The sequence below is a fragment of the Allobosea sp. 2RAB26 genome (assembly GCF_052115465.1).
GTDB lineage: Bacteria > Pseudomonadota > Alphaproteobacteria > Rhizobiales > Beijerinckiaceae > Allobosea.
On sequence record NZ_JBFRGS010000016.1, the window covers coordinates 158570 to 174317 of the forward strand.

16 protein-coding genes are annotated in these 15748 nt (G+C 65.2%); 11 read left to right on the forward strand and 5 right to left on the reverse strand.

Annotation, left to right across the window (positions count from 1 at the left end; genetic code table 11):
• The first annotated feature begins 9 nt into the window (after positions 1–9).
• The gene (locus AB4118_RS26335) at positions 10–1302 is read left to right on the forward strand and encodes an HlyC/CorC family transporter (RefSeq protein WP_441492515.1); all 1293 of its coding nucleotides are present in this window, start codon (positions 10–12) and stop codon (positions 1300–1302) included.
• Here AB4118_RS26335 and AB4118_RS26340 read toward each other — a convergent pair.
• A complete protein-coding gene (locus AB4118_RS26340) occupies positions 1292–2395 on the reverse strand; it encodes a calcium:cation antiporter (RefSeq protein ID WP_441492536.1) in 1104 nt (367 codons plus the stop codon). The two genes, AB4118_RS26335 and AB4118_RS26340, sit on opposite strands and share 11 nt — an antisense overlap.
• A gap of 142 nt (positions 2396–2537) precedes the next feature.
• On the reverse strand, positions 2538–2864 hold the full coding sequence (locus AB4118_RS26345) for a DUF1330 domain-containing protein (protein ID WP_441492516.1): 327 nt from the start codon (positions 2862–2864) through the stop codon (positions 2538–2540).
• 142 nt (positions 2865–3006) lie between these two features.
• On the opposite strand from AB4118_RS26345, the gene AB4118_RS26350 reads away from it, so the two are divergent.
• Complete coding sequence (locus AB4118_RS26350; protein ID WP_441492517.1) at positions 3007–3402, forward strand: hypothetical protein; 396 nt, start codon at positions 3007–3009, stop codon at positions 3400–3402.
• 174 nt (positions 3403–3576) lie between these two features.
• Here the strand turns inward: AB4118_RS26350 and AB4118_RS26355 are convergent, their stop codons facing one another.
• On the reverse strand, positions 3577–5394 hold the full coding sequence (locus AB4118_RS26355; protein ID WP_441492518.1) for a glucan ABC transporter ATP-binding protein/ permease: 1818 nt from the start codon (positions 5392–5394) through the stop codon (positions 3577–3579).
• A gap of 141 nt (positions 5395–5535) precedes the next feature.
• Between AB4118_RS26355 and AB4118_RS26360 the strand changes: the two genes are divergently transcribed.
• Positions 5536–6306, forward strand: coding sequence for a motility protein A (locus AB4118_RS26360; RefSeq protein WP_441492519.1), 771 nt, complete (start codon positions 5536–5538; stop codon positions 6304–6306).
• 14 nt (positions 6307–6320) lie between these two features.
• On the forward strand, positions 6321–7145 hold the full coding sequence (locus AB4118_RS26365; protein WP_441492520.1) for an OmpA/MotB family protein: 825 nt from the start codon (positions 6321–6323) through the stop codon (positions 7143–7145).
• A 31-nt stretch (positions 7146–7176) separates the two neighbouring features.
• Here AB4118_RS26365 and AB4118_RS26370 read toward each other — a convergent pair whose 3' ends face one another.
• Positions 7177–7704 (reverse strand): CAP domain-containing protein, encoded by a 528-nt coding sequence (locus AB4118_RS26370; RefSeq protein ID WP_441492521.1) that lies wholly within the window; start codon positions 7702–7704, stop codon positions 7177–7179.
• 4 nt (positions 7705–7708) lie between these two features.
• A complete protein-coding gene (locus AB4118_RS26375) occupies positions 7709–10327 on the reverse strand; it encodes a DUF3772 domain-containing protein (RefSeq protein ID WP_441492522.1) in 2619 nt (872 codons plus the stop codon).
• A gap of 222 nt (positions 10328–10549) precedes the next feature.
• Here AB4118_RS26375 and AB4118_RS26380 point away from each other — a divergent pair, with 222 nt between their 5' ends.
• The 7 genes from AB4118_RS26380 (at position 10550) to soxA (ending at position 15602) form a co-directional block, all read left to right on the forward strand.
• Complete coding sequence (locus tag AB4118_RS26380) at positions 10550–10699, forward strand: hypothetical protein (RefSeq protein ID WP_441492523.1); 150 nt, start codon at positions 10550–10552, stop codon at positions 10697–10699.
• Positions 10700–10794: 95 nt separating this feature from the next.
• Positions 10795–11262: a (2Fe-2S)-binding protein gene (locus AB4118_RS26385; protein WP_069882390.1), complete on the forward strand. Its 468-nt coding sequence runs from the start codon at positions 10795–10797 to the stop codon at positions 11260–11262.
• A gap of 124 nt (positions 11263–11386) precedes the next feature.
• Complete coding sequence (locus tag AB4118_RS26390) at positions 11387–13579, forward strand: xanthine dehydrogenase family protein molybdopterin-binding subunit (protein WP_441492524.1); 2193 nt, start codon at positions 11387–11389, stop codon at positions 13577–13579.
• 10 nt (positions 13580–13589) lie between these two features.
• A complete protein-coding gene (soxX, locus tag AB4118_RS26395; RefSeq protein ID WP_441492525.1) occupies positions 13590–14039 on the forward strand; it encodes a sulfur oxidation c-type cytochrome SoxX in 450 nt (149 codons plus the stop codon).
• Positions 14002–14496, forward strand: coding sequence for a thiosulfate oxidation carrier protein SoxY (locus AB4118_RS26400; protein WP_441492526.1), 495 nt, complete (start codon positions 14002–14004; stop codon positions 14494–14496). The genes soxX and AB4118_RS26400 overlap by 38 nt, the downstream gene beginning before the upstream one ends.
• 13 nt (positions 14497–14509) lie before the next feature.
• Complete coding sequence (locus tag AB4118_RS26405; protein ID WP_069878835.1) at positions 14510–14833, forward strand: thiosulfate oxidation carrier complex protein SoxZ; 324 nt, start codon at positions 14510–14512, stop codon at positions 14831–14833.
• A gap of 10 nt (positions 14834–14843) precedes the next feature.
• Positions 14844–15602 carry a sulfur oxidation c-type cytochrome SoxA gene (soxA, locus tag AB4118_RS26410; RefSeq protein WP_441492527.1) on the forward strand — a complete coding sequence of 253 codons (759 nt, stop codon included), beginning with the start codon at positions 14844–14846 and terminating at the stop codon, positions 15600–15602.
• Positions 15603–15748 lie beyond the last annotated feature (146 nt).

The following is a 15748-nucleotide window of genomic DNA, read 5'->3' on the forward strand; positions in this document are numbered from 1 at the left end:
GCTGGGACCATGCTCGAGAACATCAACCCCTGGCTGGCCGCGCTGATCGTCCTGATCTGCCTGTTGCTATCAGCCTTCTTCTCGGGCAGCGAGACGGCGCTGACGGCTGCCTCGAAAGCCCGGATCGCCGCGCTGGAGAAGGCGGGAAGCCGACGGGCCGGCATCGCGATGCGGCTGCTGGCGACGCGGGAGCGGCTGATCGGCGCCATGCTGATCGGCAACAATGTCGTCAATATCGGTGCCTCGGCCTTCGCCACCAGCGTGCTGGTCGCGGCCTTCGGCAATGCCGGGGTGATCTATGCGACGGCCGTGATGTCGGTCCTCGTGATCATCTTCGCGGAGATCATGCCGAAGACAGCGGCGATCGCGAAGCCCGACCAGGCGGCGCTGCGGCTGGCGCGGCCGGTGGCCTGGGTCGTTGCCGTGCTGGGCCCGCTGACACTGGCGATCGAATGGTTTGTTCGGCGCTTCCTGCGCCTCTTCGGCATCCGTATCGACGAGAACCAGTCGATCCTTTCACCGAATGAAGAGCTGCGTGGTCAGGTCGACCTGATGCACCAGGAGGGGGCGGTCAAGAAGGCCGATCGCGACATGCTCGGCGGGCTGCTCGACCTGAAGGAGCTCGGCGTCGAGGACGTGATGATCCACCGCACCAAGATGCGGACGATCAATCTCGATATCGGACCGGAAGCGATCGTGCGCGAGGTCCTGGCCTCGCCCTATACGCGGATGCCGCTCTGGCGCGACAAGCCGGAGAACATTGTCGGCATCCTGCACGCCAAGGACCTGCTGCGGGCGCTCGATGCTGCCGGCGGGGATGCCGGCAAGCTCGACGTGGCGCAGATCGCCCTCGCGCCCTGGTTCACCCCGGTCACGACCTCGCTGCCTGATCAGCTCAAGGCCTTCCTGGCGCGCAAGACCCATTTCGCGCTTGTCGTCGACGAGTATGGCGAGGTGATGGGGCTGGTGACGCTCGAGGATATCCTCGAGGAAATCGTCGGCGATATCCGCGACGAACATGACATCGCGGTGCCGGGCCTGCGCCAGCAGGTGGATGGGTCGGTGGTCGTTGATGGCGGGGTGCCGATCCGCGACCTGAACCGCGCGATGGACTGGGACCTACCCGACGAGGAGGCAACGACGATTGCGGGCCTCGTCATTCACGAGGCCCGCACCATCCCCGAGGCTGGGCAGGCCTTCACCTTCCACGGCTTCAAGTTCGAAGTGGTGCGCAAGAGCCGCAACCGCGTGACCTCGCTCCGGATCACCCCCCTGGCGCTGGCGCTGGCCGCTACGGGCTGAACACCAGCACCAGGAAGACGAAGAAGACGCAGAGATGCACGGCGCCTTCCAGCATCGTCGTGCGTGAGCCAGTGAAAGTCAGCGTGCTCAGCATCAGCGTCATCGCCAGGATGACCATATTGGTGGCCGACAGGCCGAGCGTGACCGGCTGGCCGGTGAGAAGGCCGATGCCCAGCACGGCAGGCACCGTCAGGCCAAGCGTCGAGGCTGCCGCACCCAGGCACAGATTGATCGCGCGCTGGAGCTGGTTGGCATTGATCGCGCGCAAGGCCGTAATGCATTCCGGCGTGAAGACGACCATCGCGATCAGGATGCCGCCGAGTGCCGGGGGGGCGTCGAGCTTGGCGATGCCGAAATCGAGCACGGCCGCCAGGCTCTTCGCCAGGATGACGATCGGCAGGATATTGGCCAGGAGCAGGCCGATATTGGGCAGGATGCTCCCGGACGCGGCGTGCCCGACGCCTTCGACCTGAGGCTGCGCTTCACCGGTGCGTGCCGGCATGTCAGGCTCGATGAAGAAATCGCTGTGGCGGCCGGTCTGCAGGATCAGGAAGGCCGCGTAGAGCGCCAGCGTGAACAGCGAGAAGCAGATGGCCTGCACGTTGGTCAGCGTGCCGTCGCTGGTCGAGGTGGTGAAATTCGGCAGGACCAGCGCGATGACCGTCAGCGGGATGATCACGACCAGATAGGCGGTGGCGCCTTGCAGATTGTAGCTCTGCTGGAAATGGCGCAGGCCGCCGAAGATCAGCCCGATGCCGACGACGCCGTTGAGCACGATCATCAGCACGGCGAACATCGTGTCGCGGCCAAGTGTCGGCGCCCCGGTTGCACCGAGCATCACGGCCCCGATCAGCGCCACCTCGATGATGACGATCGAGAGCGTCAGGATCAGCGTGCCATAGGGTTCGCCCAGCCTGTGCGCCAGTTCCTCCGCCTCATGCACGACGCCGATCGCCGACCAGGCGATGATGCCGAGCAACCAGGCAAAGATCAGCATGGACAGGACGGGGGAGCCAAGCTGCCCGAGAATCGTCTTGCCGAAGAACAGATAAGCAAGGACCGAGGCCCAGGCGCAGATGAGGCGGATGATCATGCTGGTCAAATACAGACCCCATCCTTGTGGCGCGCGGACGACAAACGAGACATCGCCCGGCGAGGACGCCGGGCGATGGACCGAGGGAAATACCCGCGGCGTTGGAGGATCGTTGGCTCCGCCGCGCCTCATTCGCAAGTATTCACTGTCGGCGTAGCACATCCGTCGCCAGATGGTCGGACGAAACACCATCGATGAAAAAGACCGCGCCGGACGAATTGCGCATGCGCAAGGGCAGGATAGCCTGATAGGCCTCTGATTCGTACCAGGCCTTCGCGGCCGCACGGTTCGGGAACTCGATCACGATCAGGTCGCCCGACCAGCTGCCCTCCAGCAGCTCCGGCTGATCGCCATGGATGATGAAGCGCCCCTGGAACGGTGCCAGCGTCGCATCGATGCCTTCGAGATAGCCAATGATCTCAGGTCCCAGAGCGACGTGGGTGAGGTGGGCCATGGCGTAGGTCTTCATCGTGAAATCCCCTTCGTTGTCAGCCGGGCTGGTCTGCCGATGTCGCGACCTTCGCCTGCAGATGGAATGAAGTCGATTACCTCCAGGGTTATCGCGGCAACCCGTTCGCAATCCCGCCGCAAACCGGCGCGACAGCTGGGGCATGACCAAGCGTCTCCTTCGTTCGCTGCTCTGCGGCACCACTCTCGTTGCGGCCCTGACCGCGGCGGATCAGGGCAGGGCGCAGCCCGAGCCGAGCTTGCGCGCGGCCTGTTCCGAACTGCGGCAGGCGCTGCGGGGGCTCGAAGGGAAGGAGGGCGAACTCACGACCATTCAGGTCGAGGGAGAGTTGACCATGGTCCGCTCCGACGGGGCGCTGGTCTATCTCGCGCTCTGTCATGCGCCGGATCCGCAGGTTCTGTGCGTCACCTATGCCGAGAATGGCAGCAAGCTCGGCGACCGGGTCGTGGCCAGCGGCAGCTTCGAACGGGTCGGACCCAACCATGTGAAGCTCGATCCCTGTCTGCATCACGAACCGGACAAGGAGAGGCCGCGCTAAGGCATCGGCCCGAAAAGTGGATTGCGGTTTTCGGAAAAGCCGATGCAAAGACAAAGGGTTAGATCATCGGACTGGATACGATATCCGGTCCGATGATCTAAGGCATCGGCTCGAACAATGGATTGCGGTTTTCGGCACAGCCGATGATCCAAGGCCGTCCGGTGCAGCACGCGGTCAATCGGCGGCGAGCTTCTGGGCGAGCGGGCTGACCGCGTCCTCTGCCAGCATCGCGACCGGCTTGTCGGTGACGAGATACTGCGCCCGCGCCAGCGCGGCGAAGCGTCCGCCCCTGGCGACGAGTTCGTCGAAGGAGCCCATCTCGATGACGCGGCCCTGCTCGAAAACGAGAATCCGGTTGGCGTTGCGGATGGTGGCCAGGCGGTGCGCAATGACGAAAGTCGTGCGGCCCTTCATCACCTCGTCGAGCGCCTTCTGGAGCTTCACTTCCGTGGCAGCGTCGAGCGCGGAGGTGGCTTCGTCGAGAATCAGGATCGGTGGGTTCTTGAGGAGCGCGCGCGCGATCGAAAGGCGCTGGCGCTCGCCGCCAGACAGCGTGCGGCCGCGTTCGCCAACCAGGGTGTCGAGCCCGTCGGTCTGGCGCGCCATGACTTCGGTCGCCTGGGCCCGGTCGAGCGCCTCAAGCATCTCGGCATCGGTCGCGTCGGGCTTGCCGACGGTGAGATTCTCGCGGATCGAGCGAGCGAAGAGCATCGGCTCCTGAAAGACGACGCCGATATTGCGGCGCAGGCTGAGCAGCGAGATGTCCCGAATATCACTGCCATCGGCGAGGATACGGCCGGATTGCGGATCGAAGGCGCGGTGCAGCAGGCCGAGCGTGGTCGACTTGCCGGAGCCGGTCGAGCCGACAATGGCGATGGTCTCGCCGGGCTCGACGGCGAAGGACACGTCGGCGACCGCCGCGCGCTTGCCGTCATAGGAGAACGAAACGTCATCGAAGGTGATGCGGCCCTCGAGGCGGCCGACATCGGGCGCGCCCGGGAGATCGCGCACGGCCGGCATGGTGTCGAGCACCCCGAAGAATTCGCGCATCTTCGGCGCCTGCATGAAGATGAAGTTCACGAAGGAGACGATCTGCTCAAGCCGGCCGACCAGCATGGTGGCGAAGCCCATGAAGGTGACGATTTCACCGACGGTTGTCTGCCCCATCATCAGGAGCCAGGTGCCGACGACGAAGATCGCCAGCACGGTGAGCGTTGCCGAGGCGCGGGTTGCCACCGTCGCGATCGCCCACCAGGACAGCACCGGAAGCTGCGCCTCCAGCAGGCTGGCGATGGTGGAGCGCAGGCCGCGTACCTCCGCTTCGATGCGGGTGAAGCTCTGGATCACCGGGACATTGCCGAGCGCGTCCGAGGCGCGTTCGGCAAGGTTGGAGTGGTAACCTTCGACATTGCTCTGGAGCTTTTCGGTCTTGCGCAGCACGAAGGCCGTCAGCGTGCCAAAGAGCACGACGAGGCTGATCAGCAGCAGCCCGAGCTGCCAGTTCTTCCAGAGGGTGAAGGGCAGCAGGATGAAGAGCGCGACGAAGCTGGCGCAGTGTTCGCGGAAGAAGGAGAGCCATAGCGCCCACATGCCGCTGGTGCCTTCCAGCATCACCTTGAGCACCCGGCCGGAATGAGTCTGGGTGTGGTAGGCCAGCGGCAGGGTCAGGGCATGCTCGAAATAGTCGGCCATCACGGCGAGGCGGCGGCGATGGGCCAGCCGGTCGGCATGGAGGGCGACGAAGACGCTGGCTCCGATATTGAAGAGCCCGAAGCCGACCCAAGCCGCGATTAGGACATTGATGTCGCTCCAGTTTGGTCGCTGGCCGGAGCTCTGGATGCTGGTCAACCTGTCGATCAGCGTGCCGAACAGAATCGGCTCGGCGAAGGCTGCGGCCGCCAGCAGGATATTGGCGAGCGCAAGGATCAGCCCCAGCCGCTTTTCGGGGCCGAGTTCGCCGAGGACGCGGGCATAGAGCGCAAACAAGGACATCCGCGGAGCATTATCCGAGCCGCGGGCCTGAGCAAGTGCTCAAGCTTAACGCTTCGTTCAAACCGCTCCCGCTATGGTTACCAGACTGCCAAGACAGGGCGCTGCGCGGGTGCTGGATCTGCGTGGATCAGGATGGCTTAAATGGATATCGCAACCGGCGTCGGCATTCTGGGCGGTATCGCGACAATCATTTCGCTGATCATGATCGATGGTGGCAATTTTGCCGCCTATTGGGATAAGCACGCCGCGATCATCATCTTCGGTGGTGCCTCGGCCGCGACCATGCTGCGCTTCCCGTTCTCCGTGATTGCCCATGGCATTCCGATGGGCTTCCGTTTCGCCTTCACGATGCGCTCGATCCATCCGCGCGAGTTGATCGACGAGATCACGCGCGTCGCCGAGATCGCCCGCAAGAGCGGCCCCGTCGCGCTGGAAAACGTCGAGGTCTCCGATCCGTTCCTGGCCCAGGGCCTGCGCTACATCGCCGACGGCTATGACAAGGAGTTCATCCGCGACACGATGGAGCGTGACCGCGACAACTTCCTGCAGCGGCTCGACGAGGGTTCGAAGGTCTATCGCGCCATCGGCGACTGCGCCCCGGCCTGGGGCATGATCGGCACGATTCTCGGCATGGTGACGATGTTCGCCAATATGAGCGACCCGTCCAAGCTTGGCCCCGCCATGGCGACGGCGCTGCTCGCGACGCTCTATGGAGCGATGGTCGCGAACATGTTCACGCTGCCAATCGCCGACAAGCTGCATATCAAGCTCGAGGAAGAAGAGATCTCGCGCACGCTGATCATCGACGGCGTCCTGCAGATGCGCGATGCCAAGAGCGCGACGCTGGTGCGCGAAATGCTGCTCGCCTATCTCCCCGACCATCATCGGGCCGAGATGGCCCAAGCTGCCTGACGGAAACCTGAGCGATGGCGAAGAAAAATCGCGGCGGCCATGGCGGTCACGGCTGGTTCGTGACCTTCGCCGATCTGATGGCGCTGCTGATGGCGTTCTTCGTCATGGTCGCGGCCTATTCGAGCCAGGACAAGAACAAGCTCCAGATCGTCGCGGGCTCGATGCGCGAGGCTTTTGGCACACAGACCGACATGCGGCTCGCCGGCATCGTCGAGGTCGACGGCATCCCGACCAAGACCCATATCAAGAACGCCTATATCCGGCCGCTCAGCGATGCGTCCGACACGACAGCGCCCAACCACAACCAGCAGAAGGAAGACGGCCTGGTCTCGGCGACGCATGACCGTGGCTTTGCGCTCGCGGCCGCCTCGCTCCGGCAGGCCCTGCGCGAGATGCCGGAGATCGCCGAGCTCTCGCGTAACATCCTGGTGGAGGTTTCCGAGGCGGGCATCGATATCCAGCTCGTCGATCAGGATGGGCGGGCGATGTTTGCCGAGGGCTCGGCGCAGCCGAACGAGCGCATGCGCAAGCTGCTCGCGGCCGTCGCCCCGACGCTGCGGCGGATGTCCAACAAGATCGCGATCACGGGCCATACGGCGGCGCCACGTCCCGGAGCGGCCCCGGAAGGCAATCCCTGGGAGCTTTCGGTGGCGCGTGCCGCGGCGGTCCGCGAGATCCTCAGCAATACGGGTGTCCCGGATGACCGCTTCGCCTCCGTCACCGGCAAGGGCGACACCGAGCCGCTGATCAAGGACAATCCTTATCTCGCCTATAACCGCCGTGTCGGGATCGTCCTCAAGGCGGATGCACCGCCGCTGCCCTTCGGCGCGAAACCCTGAGGCAGCTTCGTCTCAGCGCGTCAGCCTTGTCTCAGGGGGCGAGGATCAGTGCCCAGTAGACCTGATATTTCGAGCCCGGCGCGTAGGCGGTGGCAATGCCCATGCGGGTGGCGCCCGGCGTCTTCATGACACGGTCGTGCTGTGGCGAGTCGCGCCAGCCCGAGAAAGCTTCGGCCAACCGCCGATAGCCGGCGGACAGATTGGCTTCCGCTCCCGGCTGGCCGGCCCGCGCCAGCCGCGCCTTGACGGCTTCGGCCTGGACTGGCTTGTCGGCCGCGGCCATGGCGCCGGCCTCCTGCTCGGCAGCCTCGACCAGGGCCGGATCAAGCTTCAGCGTGCCGAGCCCGTGGTTCATCCGGTAGGCCGAGATCATGGCGCGCGCCTCATTTGCATCGACCCGGGCCGAGGGCGAGCCGAGATCGCGGTAGAAAGCGGGCTGGCTGGTCCGGGCAGGCTCGGTGCAGCCGGCAATGCCGAAGACGGCGAGCGCACCGGCGACGAGGGCGGGGCAGGTCACGGTTCGGTGCGCCACGGCGGCTGCACGGAAAGGCTTGGGCATCGCATCATTCCTTGCTGTCGTCCTTGGACGCATCCTTGGCCGGCTCGGGCGCGTGCGTGGTTTCGCGCCGCACCTGCTCCTCCGGCTCCTCCTCCTCCCCCGTCTCACCGTTGAGGAGGCGGGGCCTTGATGCGCGCGCGGTGGTTACGGCTTTCTTGCGATGCGAAGGCTTTGTTTCGCGCCCGACGGCGGCGGCGATGTCTCCGAGCGATTGTTCGATGCCGTCGAGGCCCTTGACGAGCAGCTCTGCGCCGGCTGCCGGCCCTTCCATTTCGGTCAGGCGCTTGTGAATGGCGAAGTTGAGATCGCTGGTGACGCGGCCGACGATGTCGACATCCGCGACGACGCAGATCAGGTCGAAATCCATCGTCGAGGTGCCGATCTTCTTGAACTGCACGGTTGGCGGCGGCTTCTGCAACACGTCGCCATGGGAGTGGGCGGCCTCGGCGAGCATCGTGCGCACGTCGGACGCGTCCAAACTCCTGGGCACGGTGATCGAGATCAGCGAGCGGCCGGTGCGATCGGCGCGCACCCGGTTCCTGACCACACCCGAGACGAGGTTGGAGTTCGGCACGATCACGGTCGAGCGATCGAAGGTCGCGATCTCGGTCGAGCGGACATTGATGCGCTTGACGATGCCTTCCGCGTCGCCGACCACGACCTGATCGCCGACCCGGATCGGGCGCTCCCACAGCAGGATCAGCCCCGAGACGAAATTCGAGACCACGGACTGCAGGCCAAAACCGATACCGACGGAGAGGGCGCTGGCGACGAGGGTCAGGCGTTCGAGGCTGAGACCCAGCGCAGAGACGGAGAGCGCGACGGCTGCGGCATAGCCGAGATAGCCGGCGGCGGTGATGATCGAGTTGCGCAAACCGGTATCGAGCTGCGTCGTCGGCAGGAACTTGCCTTCAAGCCAGCCCTGGGCGCCGCGTGTCGCCGTCAGGGCGAGCGCGAAGAGCAACCCGGAGACGATGATCGAGGACAGCGAGATCGTGACGCCGCCGACCTGGAAACCGAAGAAGGCGGCGCGCAGCGATGTCAGGAAATCGACCGATTCCAGGCCCCAGGGGGCCAGCGCGAGCATCAACGTCACCACGATCAGCACGAGCTTGAGCAGCCCGGTGACGATGACGGCGATCTTCTGCAGCGCCGAGCCCCGGATGCCGACGCCGGCCTTCAGGGTCAGCGCGAAATGTCCGTTGCCGGTCAAGAGCTCGCTGATGCCGAGATCGAGCAGCTGGTAGGCAAGGACGAACAGGCAGGCGAGAATGCCGAGCCAGAGCACCTGCTCGGTCAGGAAGGAGGCGAAGACGACATAGCCCGTCAATGCAGCCAATGCGATGACGAGGCCGACGATCCAGCCGAAGATACGGATCGGCCCGAGCGAGGCGCCATCGACTGCCACATAGGGGCCGAGACAGGCCTCCTCCTCGACTTCCTTGTCGTCGCGAAGCTGGTAAAGCCCGGCGATCAGGACCGCCGCGAAGACGAGCACAACCACGCCGCGGACGACAATCGACGATGCCAGGCTGGCGGCGATGGCCTGGAGCCAGGCCTCGAGCACCTTGCCGGTCGATACAACGAGCGCGAGCGACGCCGCGATCCAGACCACGGTCCGGGCCGTCGAGTCCATGACGCTGACAAGGCGCCGCTGCGGCTTGTTGGGAGCAAACAGCGCGTCGGCCAATGCCTGGACGAAAGCGAAGATCGCGAGCCCGACGACGATCGCCCAGATGACCGGCTGGATGCGTGGCGGCAGGAGGCCCGCAGTTTTGAGCGCGGCGTAGATCAACCAGCTTGCGAGCGCCGGTGGGGCCGCACCGGCCACGATATGGGCGAGCGCGACGTGAAGGCAGCGCAAGCTGTTGGTATCGCCTGTTGGATCGAGCCGTTCCGCAAAGCGCGGCAGGTAGCGTGCACGGGCGACGTAGAGCAGGATCGCGCCGAGGAGGGCGACAGCGACAAGCGCTCCGCGGGCCGTGCTGGATGCTTCGACGACGACGGAGAGCCAGTCCCCGAAGATCAGGCCGGACGCGCGCATGTCCTCCGGCGAGGTCGACAGTGCCGCGCCCCAGAGCTCCGGGTTGACGATGGCGGGCCCCGGCGCGAACAAGGCCTTGGCGAAGAGGTCGCGGCGCCGGTCGCCGATGCTGGCCAGAAGCTGTTCTGCCTGGAGAAGGGCCGAGCGCGAGATCTTCAAAGTCTCGTCAGCGTCGGCAAACGCCTTCTCTCGCGTTTCGCGCTCGCGGACGACTTCGGCGGATTCGGCCGGCGCCTTTGCGTCGGGCTTCGGGCCGAGCTGCTCGATGCGCAACTTGGCCTGCTCGGTCTTCGGAGCCTGTTCCTCGGTGATATGGCGGAGCTGTTCGAGCAGAGGCTGCAGCCTGAGCCGGTGGCGCTGCAGCTCGGCATCGGTCGCATTCGGATTGGCGAAGAGGGTCTCGATCTGGGCGAGTTCGGCACGCGCTGCGTCGAGACGAGTCCTGGCCGGGGCCGGATCGGGAGCCTGGGCCCAGCTCTGTGCGGCAAAGATCAGGGCTATGGCCAGAAGCCCAAGCGCCGCCAGTGCGGCGCGCCACGCTGTGGCGATGGAAACCTCTCGTATGGCGAGGGCCGTCATGGCGATCCTGGCTCGTTCAGGCTGATTCGACGCGATGCCGCACCTCGCCCTCTCCAGCTGCGTAAGGCAAGGCGAGATCGGAAAATGCGTCGGATGGGGCAAGGACGGCACCTTGTTGCTGGGAATGCCGAACTGGCGCCTGATTCATCACATTGATGTGAGAAATGGAGCAGTCAGCGAAATGCGAGGATTGCCCTGATCGTCGATAATCAGGACGTGATCATGGCAATCAGGGGGCTGATTGCGCATTTTTGGGTCGATCCTGCTGGGATCGTACAGGTCATCCCGGAGCGGAGCGTCTGGGAAACGGGTGCGGCGCTCGCACTTTTGGCATTGGCTCAAGGTCGCTTTCTGGATTTCAATCTCATCTAAATACAATCTGTCCGCGTGCCCGTTGGCTCGGTGGACTCCTGGCGAGGCGCGCTGGCTCTCTCGCCACTCTTCTGAAATCGAACCGGGAGGTTGCGGTGGCGAAGCTGAGCATAAACGGCAAAGTGCTGGATGTGGCGGTCGATGGCGACACGCCGCTGCTTTGGGTGATACGCGAACAGATCGGCCTGACCGGAACGAAATATGGCTGCGGCGTCGCGCAATGCGGTGCCTGTACCGTGCATATCGACGGGGTCGCGACGCGCTCCTGCGCTCTCCCCGTGAGCGCCGTTTCGGCGGAACAGAAGATCGTCACCATCGAAGGGCTTTCGCCGGATGGATCGCATCCGGTGCAGAAAGCCTGGATCGCTCATGATGTTCCGCAATGCGGCTACTGCCAGAGCGGTATGATCATGGCCGCTGCTGCGCTCCTCCAGGCCAATCCCAAGCCGAGCGAAGCGGACATCGCGAATGAAATGACCAATATCTGCCGTTGCGGCACCTATACGCGGGTCAAGGCGGCAATCCTGGATGTGGCGGCCAGCGGCACGCTCGGCCGCGGCTAAGCCTCTTCGCGTCGGCCCGGCTGAGCGTCGGTCCGCATGTTTCACGTTTCGCCTGGGTAGGGTCGAGCGCGACGGGCCAGGTGCCCTTGCTCCCCTGCTTCCCTAACGGAATCTGGAGAACGATATGATTTCTGCCTCGGCTGACACATCTGCAACCCTGTCCCGCCGCACCATGCTGGCCGGCTCCGCTGCGGCGGCCGGGGCCTTCACCTTCGGCTTTGCCATACCGTTTGCTGGCGAGGCGATGGCGCAGGGGGCCGTCAAGGAAATCAATGCGTGGGTGGTGGTCCATCCCGACGACAAGGTGGTGATCCGCATCGCCCGCTCCGAAATGGGGCAGGGGACGCTGACGGGGCTCGCCCAGCTCGTCGCCGAGGAACTGAACTGCGACTGGGCCAGGGTGACGACCGAATATCCGACGCCGGGCCAGAACGTCGCGCGCAACCGCGTCTGGGGCAATTTTTCGACGGGTGGCAGCCGTGGCATCCGGGAATCGCATGAGTATGTCCGCAAGGGCGGCGCGGCGGCGCGAATGATGCTGATCCAGGCTGCTGCGAACCAGTGGAGCGTGCCGGCGGCGGAGTGCTCCGCCGAGAAGAGCATCATCACGCACAAGGCTTCCGGCCGCTCGCTGCGCTATGGGCAGGTCGCCGAGGCGGCGTCGAAGCTCGAGGCTCCCAAGGATGTTCCGCTCAAGGATCCGAAGGACTGGACGATTGCCGGCAAGCCGCTGAAGCGGCTCGACACGGTCGACAAGACCAATGGCGCCAAGATCTACGGCATCGATCTGAAGATGCCCGGCATGCTCAATGCCGCAATCAAGGACTGCCCGGTCTTCGGCGGCAAGGTGAAGAGTTTTGACGCCGCCAAGGTCAGGGCCATGCCGGGTGTGACGCATGTCGTGCCGGTGGGCGAGACGGCCGTCGCCGTCGTCGCCGAGACCTGGTGGCAGGCGAAGACGGCGCTCGATGCGCTGCCGATCGAGTGGGACAATGGCGAGAATGCCAAGGTCTCGAGCGAGAGCATCGCTGCCTGGCTCAAGGAAGGTCTCGATGCGCCCGAAGCCGTCATCGGCAACCAGGTCGGAGACGCGAAGGCTGCGATCGCCAAGGCGGCGCGTGTCGTCGAGTCGGTCTATTCCTACCCCTTCCAGAACCACGCCACGATGGAGCCGATGAACGCGACGGCGCGCTACACGCCGGAGCGTTGCGAGGTCTGGACCCCGACCCAGAACGGGGAGGCGGCGCTGGCTGCGGCGTCCGAAGCCTCGGGACTGCCGATCGCCAAATGCGAGGCCTACAAGATCGATCTTGGCGGCGGGTTTGGCCGGCGCGGCGCGGTGCATGACTGGGTCAGGCAAGTGGTTGCCATCGCCAAGCAGATTCCCGGCACGCCGATCAAGCTGGTCTGGTCGCGCGAGGAGGACATGCTGCATGGCCGCTACCACCCGGTGACGCAGTGCAAACTGACCGGCGGGCTCGACAAGGATGGCAATCTGACCGGGCTGCACATGCGCATTTCCGGCCAGTCGATCGTGGCCGGCATCTTCCCGCAGAATATCCAGAACGGGCGTGACCCCGCCGTCTTCCAGGGCCTCAATCCACCGGGGCCGGAGGCTTCGATCGGATATGGCATCCCGAATCTGCTGATCGACCATGCGATGCGCAATCCTCATGTGCCGCCCGGCTTCTGGCGCGGCGTGAACCTGAACCAGAACACGATCTATCTCGAATGCTTCATGGACGAGCTCGCCCATGCGGCGGGCAGGGACCCGCTCGAATTCCGCCGGGCGCTGATGAAGAACCATCCCAAGCATCTGGCAGTTCTCAATGCGGTCGCCGAGAAGGCGGAATGGGGCAAGACCCTGCCGGCCGGGGTCTATCGCGGCATCTGCCAGACCATGGGTTTTGGCTCCTATGTCGCGGCGGTCGCAGAGGTTTCGGTCAGCGCAGAGGGCAAGCTGAAGATTCACCGCATCGTCGCGGCGACCGACCCCGGCCATGCCGTCAACCCGGCCCAGATCGAGCGCCAGGTCGAGGGCTCCTTCGTCTATGGCCTTTCGGCAGCGCTTTATGGCGAGTGCACGGTCAAGGACGGGCGCATGGTCGAGGAGAATTTCGACACCTACACCGTGCTGCGCCTGGATGAGATGCCGGTGGTCGGGACGGTGATCGTTCCGTCCGGCGGTTTCTGGGGTGGCGTCGGCGAACCGACGATCGCGGTTGCCGCCCCGGCGGTGTTCAACGCGATCTTCGCGGCGACCGGCAAGCGTGTGCGCTCGGTCCCGCTGAAGAACATGGATCTGCGGAAGGCCTAGGACCCGGCGTATGACGCGCCTCGGCTTCGCCACAGCTCTTCTGCTCGAAGGACTGGCTTCCTCCGGGCCGGGCGCGGCGCTGGAGTCCTACGCCGTCGTCGGGGACGCGATTCCGAAGGCTCTCGGCGCGCGTGTCGGCGATGTGGCGCGAGGGCAGGCCATCCTGCGCGACCGGGAGCGCGGCAATTGCCTGATCTGTCATCAGGGGGCGGATCCGGCAGAGCCGTTCCAGGGTGCGATAGGGCCGCCACTGGCCGGCATCGGGGCCCGGCTTGACGCCGGGCAGATCAGGCTGAGGCTGGTCGATTCATCGCGGCTCAATCCGGAGACGGTGATGCCGCCCTATTACCGGACCGAGGGCTTGCACGATGTCGGCCCGGTCTATCGTGGCAAGCCGGCTCTGTCGGAGCAGGAGATCGAGGATGTCGTTGCCTATCTCGCCTCTCTCAAGACATTCTGAGTCCGCCCCGAGCCGGCGTGACATCGTCGTCGGTGCTGCGGCCGGGATCGGCCTCGCCAGCCTGCCGAAGGTGGCGATGGCTGCGACGCAGCCGGCGCTGCCGGAACTGATCGCGCGGCTGACCGATGGCGCGGTGCCGGAGCGCGGCAGGATCACGCTGGAGATTCCGGCGCTCGTCGAGAACGGCAATTCGGTCGATACGAGGATCGTGGTCGAGAGCCCGATGACGGAGGCGGACCATGTCCGCTGGATTCATCTTATCGCCGAGAAGAACCCGTTCCCGGACATGGCGCGGTTTCATCTTGGCCCCCGCTCCGGCCGCGCCGAGGTCGCGACCACTTTGCGGCTGGCGACCTCGCAGAAGGTTACCGTCGTCGCTGCGCTCAGCACGGGGGGCTATCTCATGAGCGATGCCGATGTCGTCGTGACGTTGAGCGCCTGCATCGACGGCGGATGAGGAGAGATCTCCGATGGCATTCAACGCCCGCATCAGCATGCCGACGGAAGCTCGCGCCGGCGAGATCATCGAGATCCGCGTTCTGACGCGGCATCCGATGGATCGCGGCGGCCAATCCGACGGTAAGGGAGGCACCGTTCCGCGGAAAATCCTGAACCGGCTGACGGCGACCTATTCCGGGGAACCGATCTTCCGGCTCGACATGTATACGGGGGTCTCGGCCAATCCCTTCGTCTCCTTCACGACGCGCGCGGTCGAGACGGGCGATATCGTCTTCGAATGGCGCGAGGATGGCGGAGCGGTCTTCACCCGGACGGCCAGGCTGACGGTGACGTGAGCACCCGGCGATGCGGTTGAAGCTGGCCTTGGGACTCCTGATCGCGACGCTCGGCACAGCCGCGGGCGGCGAAGAGATCACCTCGGGGAGCGCCTTCCTGTCGCCCGATCTGCGCCGGCAGCAGGATGATCCGACGCGAAACCCGGCCTGGTTCTGGGTCGAGCAGGGTCAGGAACTCTTCAGCCGCAAGCCGGGGGCCAGCCAGGCCTGCAGCCAGTGCCATGCCGAGCCGGAGAAGAGCCTGCGTGGCGCGGCGACGCATTATCCGCGGGTGGATGCCGGCACCGGGCAGCTCCTGAATCTCGAGGGGCGCATCGAACAGTGCCGCGTGGAGCGGCAGAAGCAGCCGGCCTTCGGCTATGAGAGCGGTGAGCTTCTGGCGCTGACGGCCTATGTCGCTTCGTTGTCCCGGGGCTTGCCGATGGACGTCGAGACCCGCGGTCCGGCACAACCTTTCTACGACGCGGGCAGGGCCTTCTTCGAACGCCGCCAGGGGCAGCTCAACCTCTCCTGCATGCAATGCCATGACGGGCTGGTTGGCCAGAAGTTGCGCGGCGACACGATCAGCCATGGCGCTGGGACCGGCTATCCGGCCTATCGGCTGGAATGGAACGGCGTCGGTTCGCTGCATCGGCGCCTGCGCGCCTGCTCGCTCGGCGTCCGGGCGACGCAGTTCGACTATGGCGCGCCGGAATATCTGGCGCTCGAGCTCTATCTTGCCGGGCGTGCGCGCGGCCTGCCGATCGAGACGCCGGCCATGCGGCGTTAGCAGGCTGTTGAAAAAGTCTGTAGCGGGGCGGCGTTTGGCGTGATTCACTCGGCTTGAGGAGTTGGCTGGGGGCATTTGATGCGCGGGTCGGATGAGCGCTCTGGATCGCTGTTTTCCTATGTGGATCTGGAGGCTCGGGTCGGAGT

Excerpts from the sequence above, each read along its gene's own strand:
- AB4118_RS26380 (WP_441492523.1), top strand. The coding sequence starts at position 10,550 with ATGGCAATCAGGGGGCTGATTGCGCATTTTTGGGTCGATCCTGCTGGG.
- AB4118_RS26345 (WP_441492516.1), bottom strand. The coding sequence starts at position 2,864 with ATGAAGACCTACGCCATGGCCCACCTCACCCACGTCGCTCTGGGACCT.
- AB4118_RS26370 (WP_441492521.1), bottom strand. The coding sequence starts at position 7,704 with ATGCCCAAGCCTTTCCGTGCAGCCGCCGTGGCGCACCGAACCGTGACC.
- AB4118_RS26375 (WP_441492522.1), bottom strand. The coding sequence starts at position 10,327 with ATGACGGCCCTCGCCATACGAGAGGTTTCCATCGCCACAGCGTGGCGC.
- soxX (WP_441492525.1), top strand. The coding sequence starts at position 13,590 with ATGACGCGCCTCGGCTTCGCCACAGCTCTTCTGCTCGAAGGACTGGCT.
- AB4118_RS26365 (WP_441492520.1), top strand. The coding sequence starts at position 6,321 with ATGGCGAAGAAAAATCGCGGCGGCCATGGCGGTCACGGCTGGTTCGTG.
- soxA (WP_441492527.1), top strand. The coding sequence starts at position 14,844 with ATGCGGTTGAAGCTGGCCTTGGGACTCCTGATCGCGACGCTCGGCACA.
- AB4118_RS26335 (WP_441492515.1), top strand. The coding sequence starts at position 10 with ATGCTCGAGAACATCAACCCCTGGCTGGCCGCGCTGATCGTCCTGATC.
- AB4118_RS26400 (WP_441492526.1), top strand. The coding sequence starts at position 14,002 with ATGTCGTTGCCTATCTCGCCTCTCTCAAGACATTCTGAGTCCGCCCCG.
- AB4118_RS26390 (WP_441492524.1), top strand. The coding sequence starts at position 11,387 with ATGATTTCTGCCTCGGCTGACACATCTGCAACCCTGTCCCGCCGCACC.
- AB4118_RS26355 (WP_441492518.1), bottom strand. The coding sequence starts at position 5,394 with ATGTCCTTGTTTGCGCTCTATGCCCGCGTCCTCGGCGAACTCGGCCCC.
- AB4118_RS26340 (WP_441492536.1), bottom strand. The coding sequence starts at position 2,395 with ATGATCATCCGCCTCATCTGCGCCTGGGCCTCGGTCCTTGCTTATCTG.
- AB4118_RS26360 (WP_441492519.1), top strand. The coding sequence starts at position 5,536 with ATGGATATCGCAACCGGCGTCGGCATTCTGGGCGGTATCGCGACAATC.
- AB4118_RS26405 (WP_069878835.1), top strand. The coding sequence starts at position 14,510 with ATGGCATTCAACGCCCGCATCAGCATGCCGACGGAAGCTCGCGCCGGC.
- AB4118_RS26350 (WP_441492517.1), top strand. The coding sequence starts at position 3,007 with ATGACCAAGCGTCTCCTTCGTTCGCTGCTCTGCGGCACCACTCTCGTT.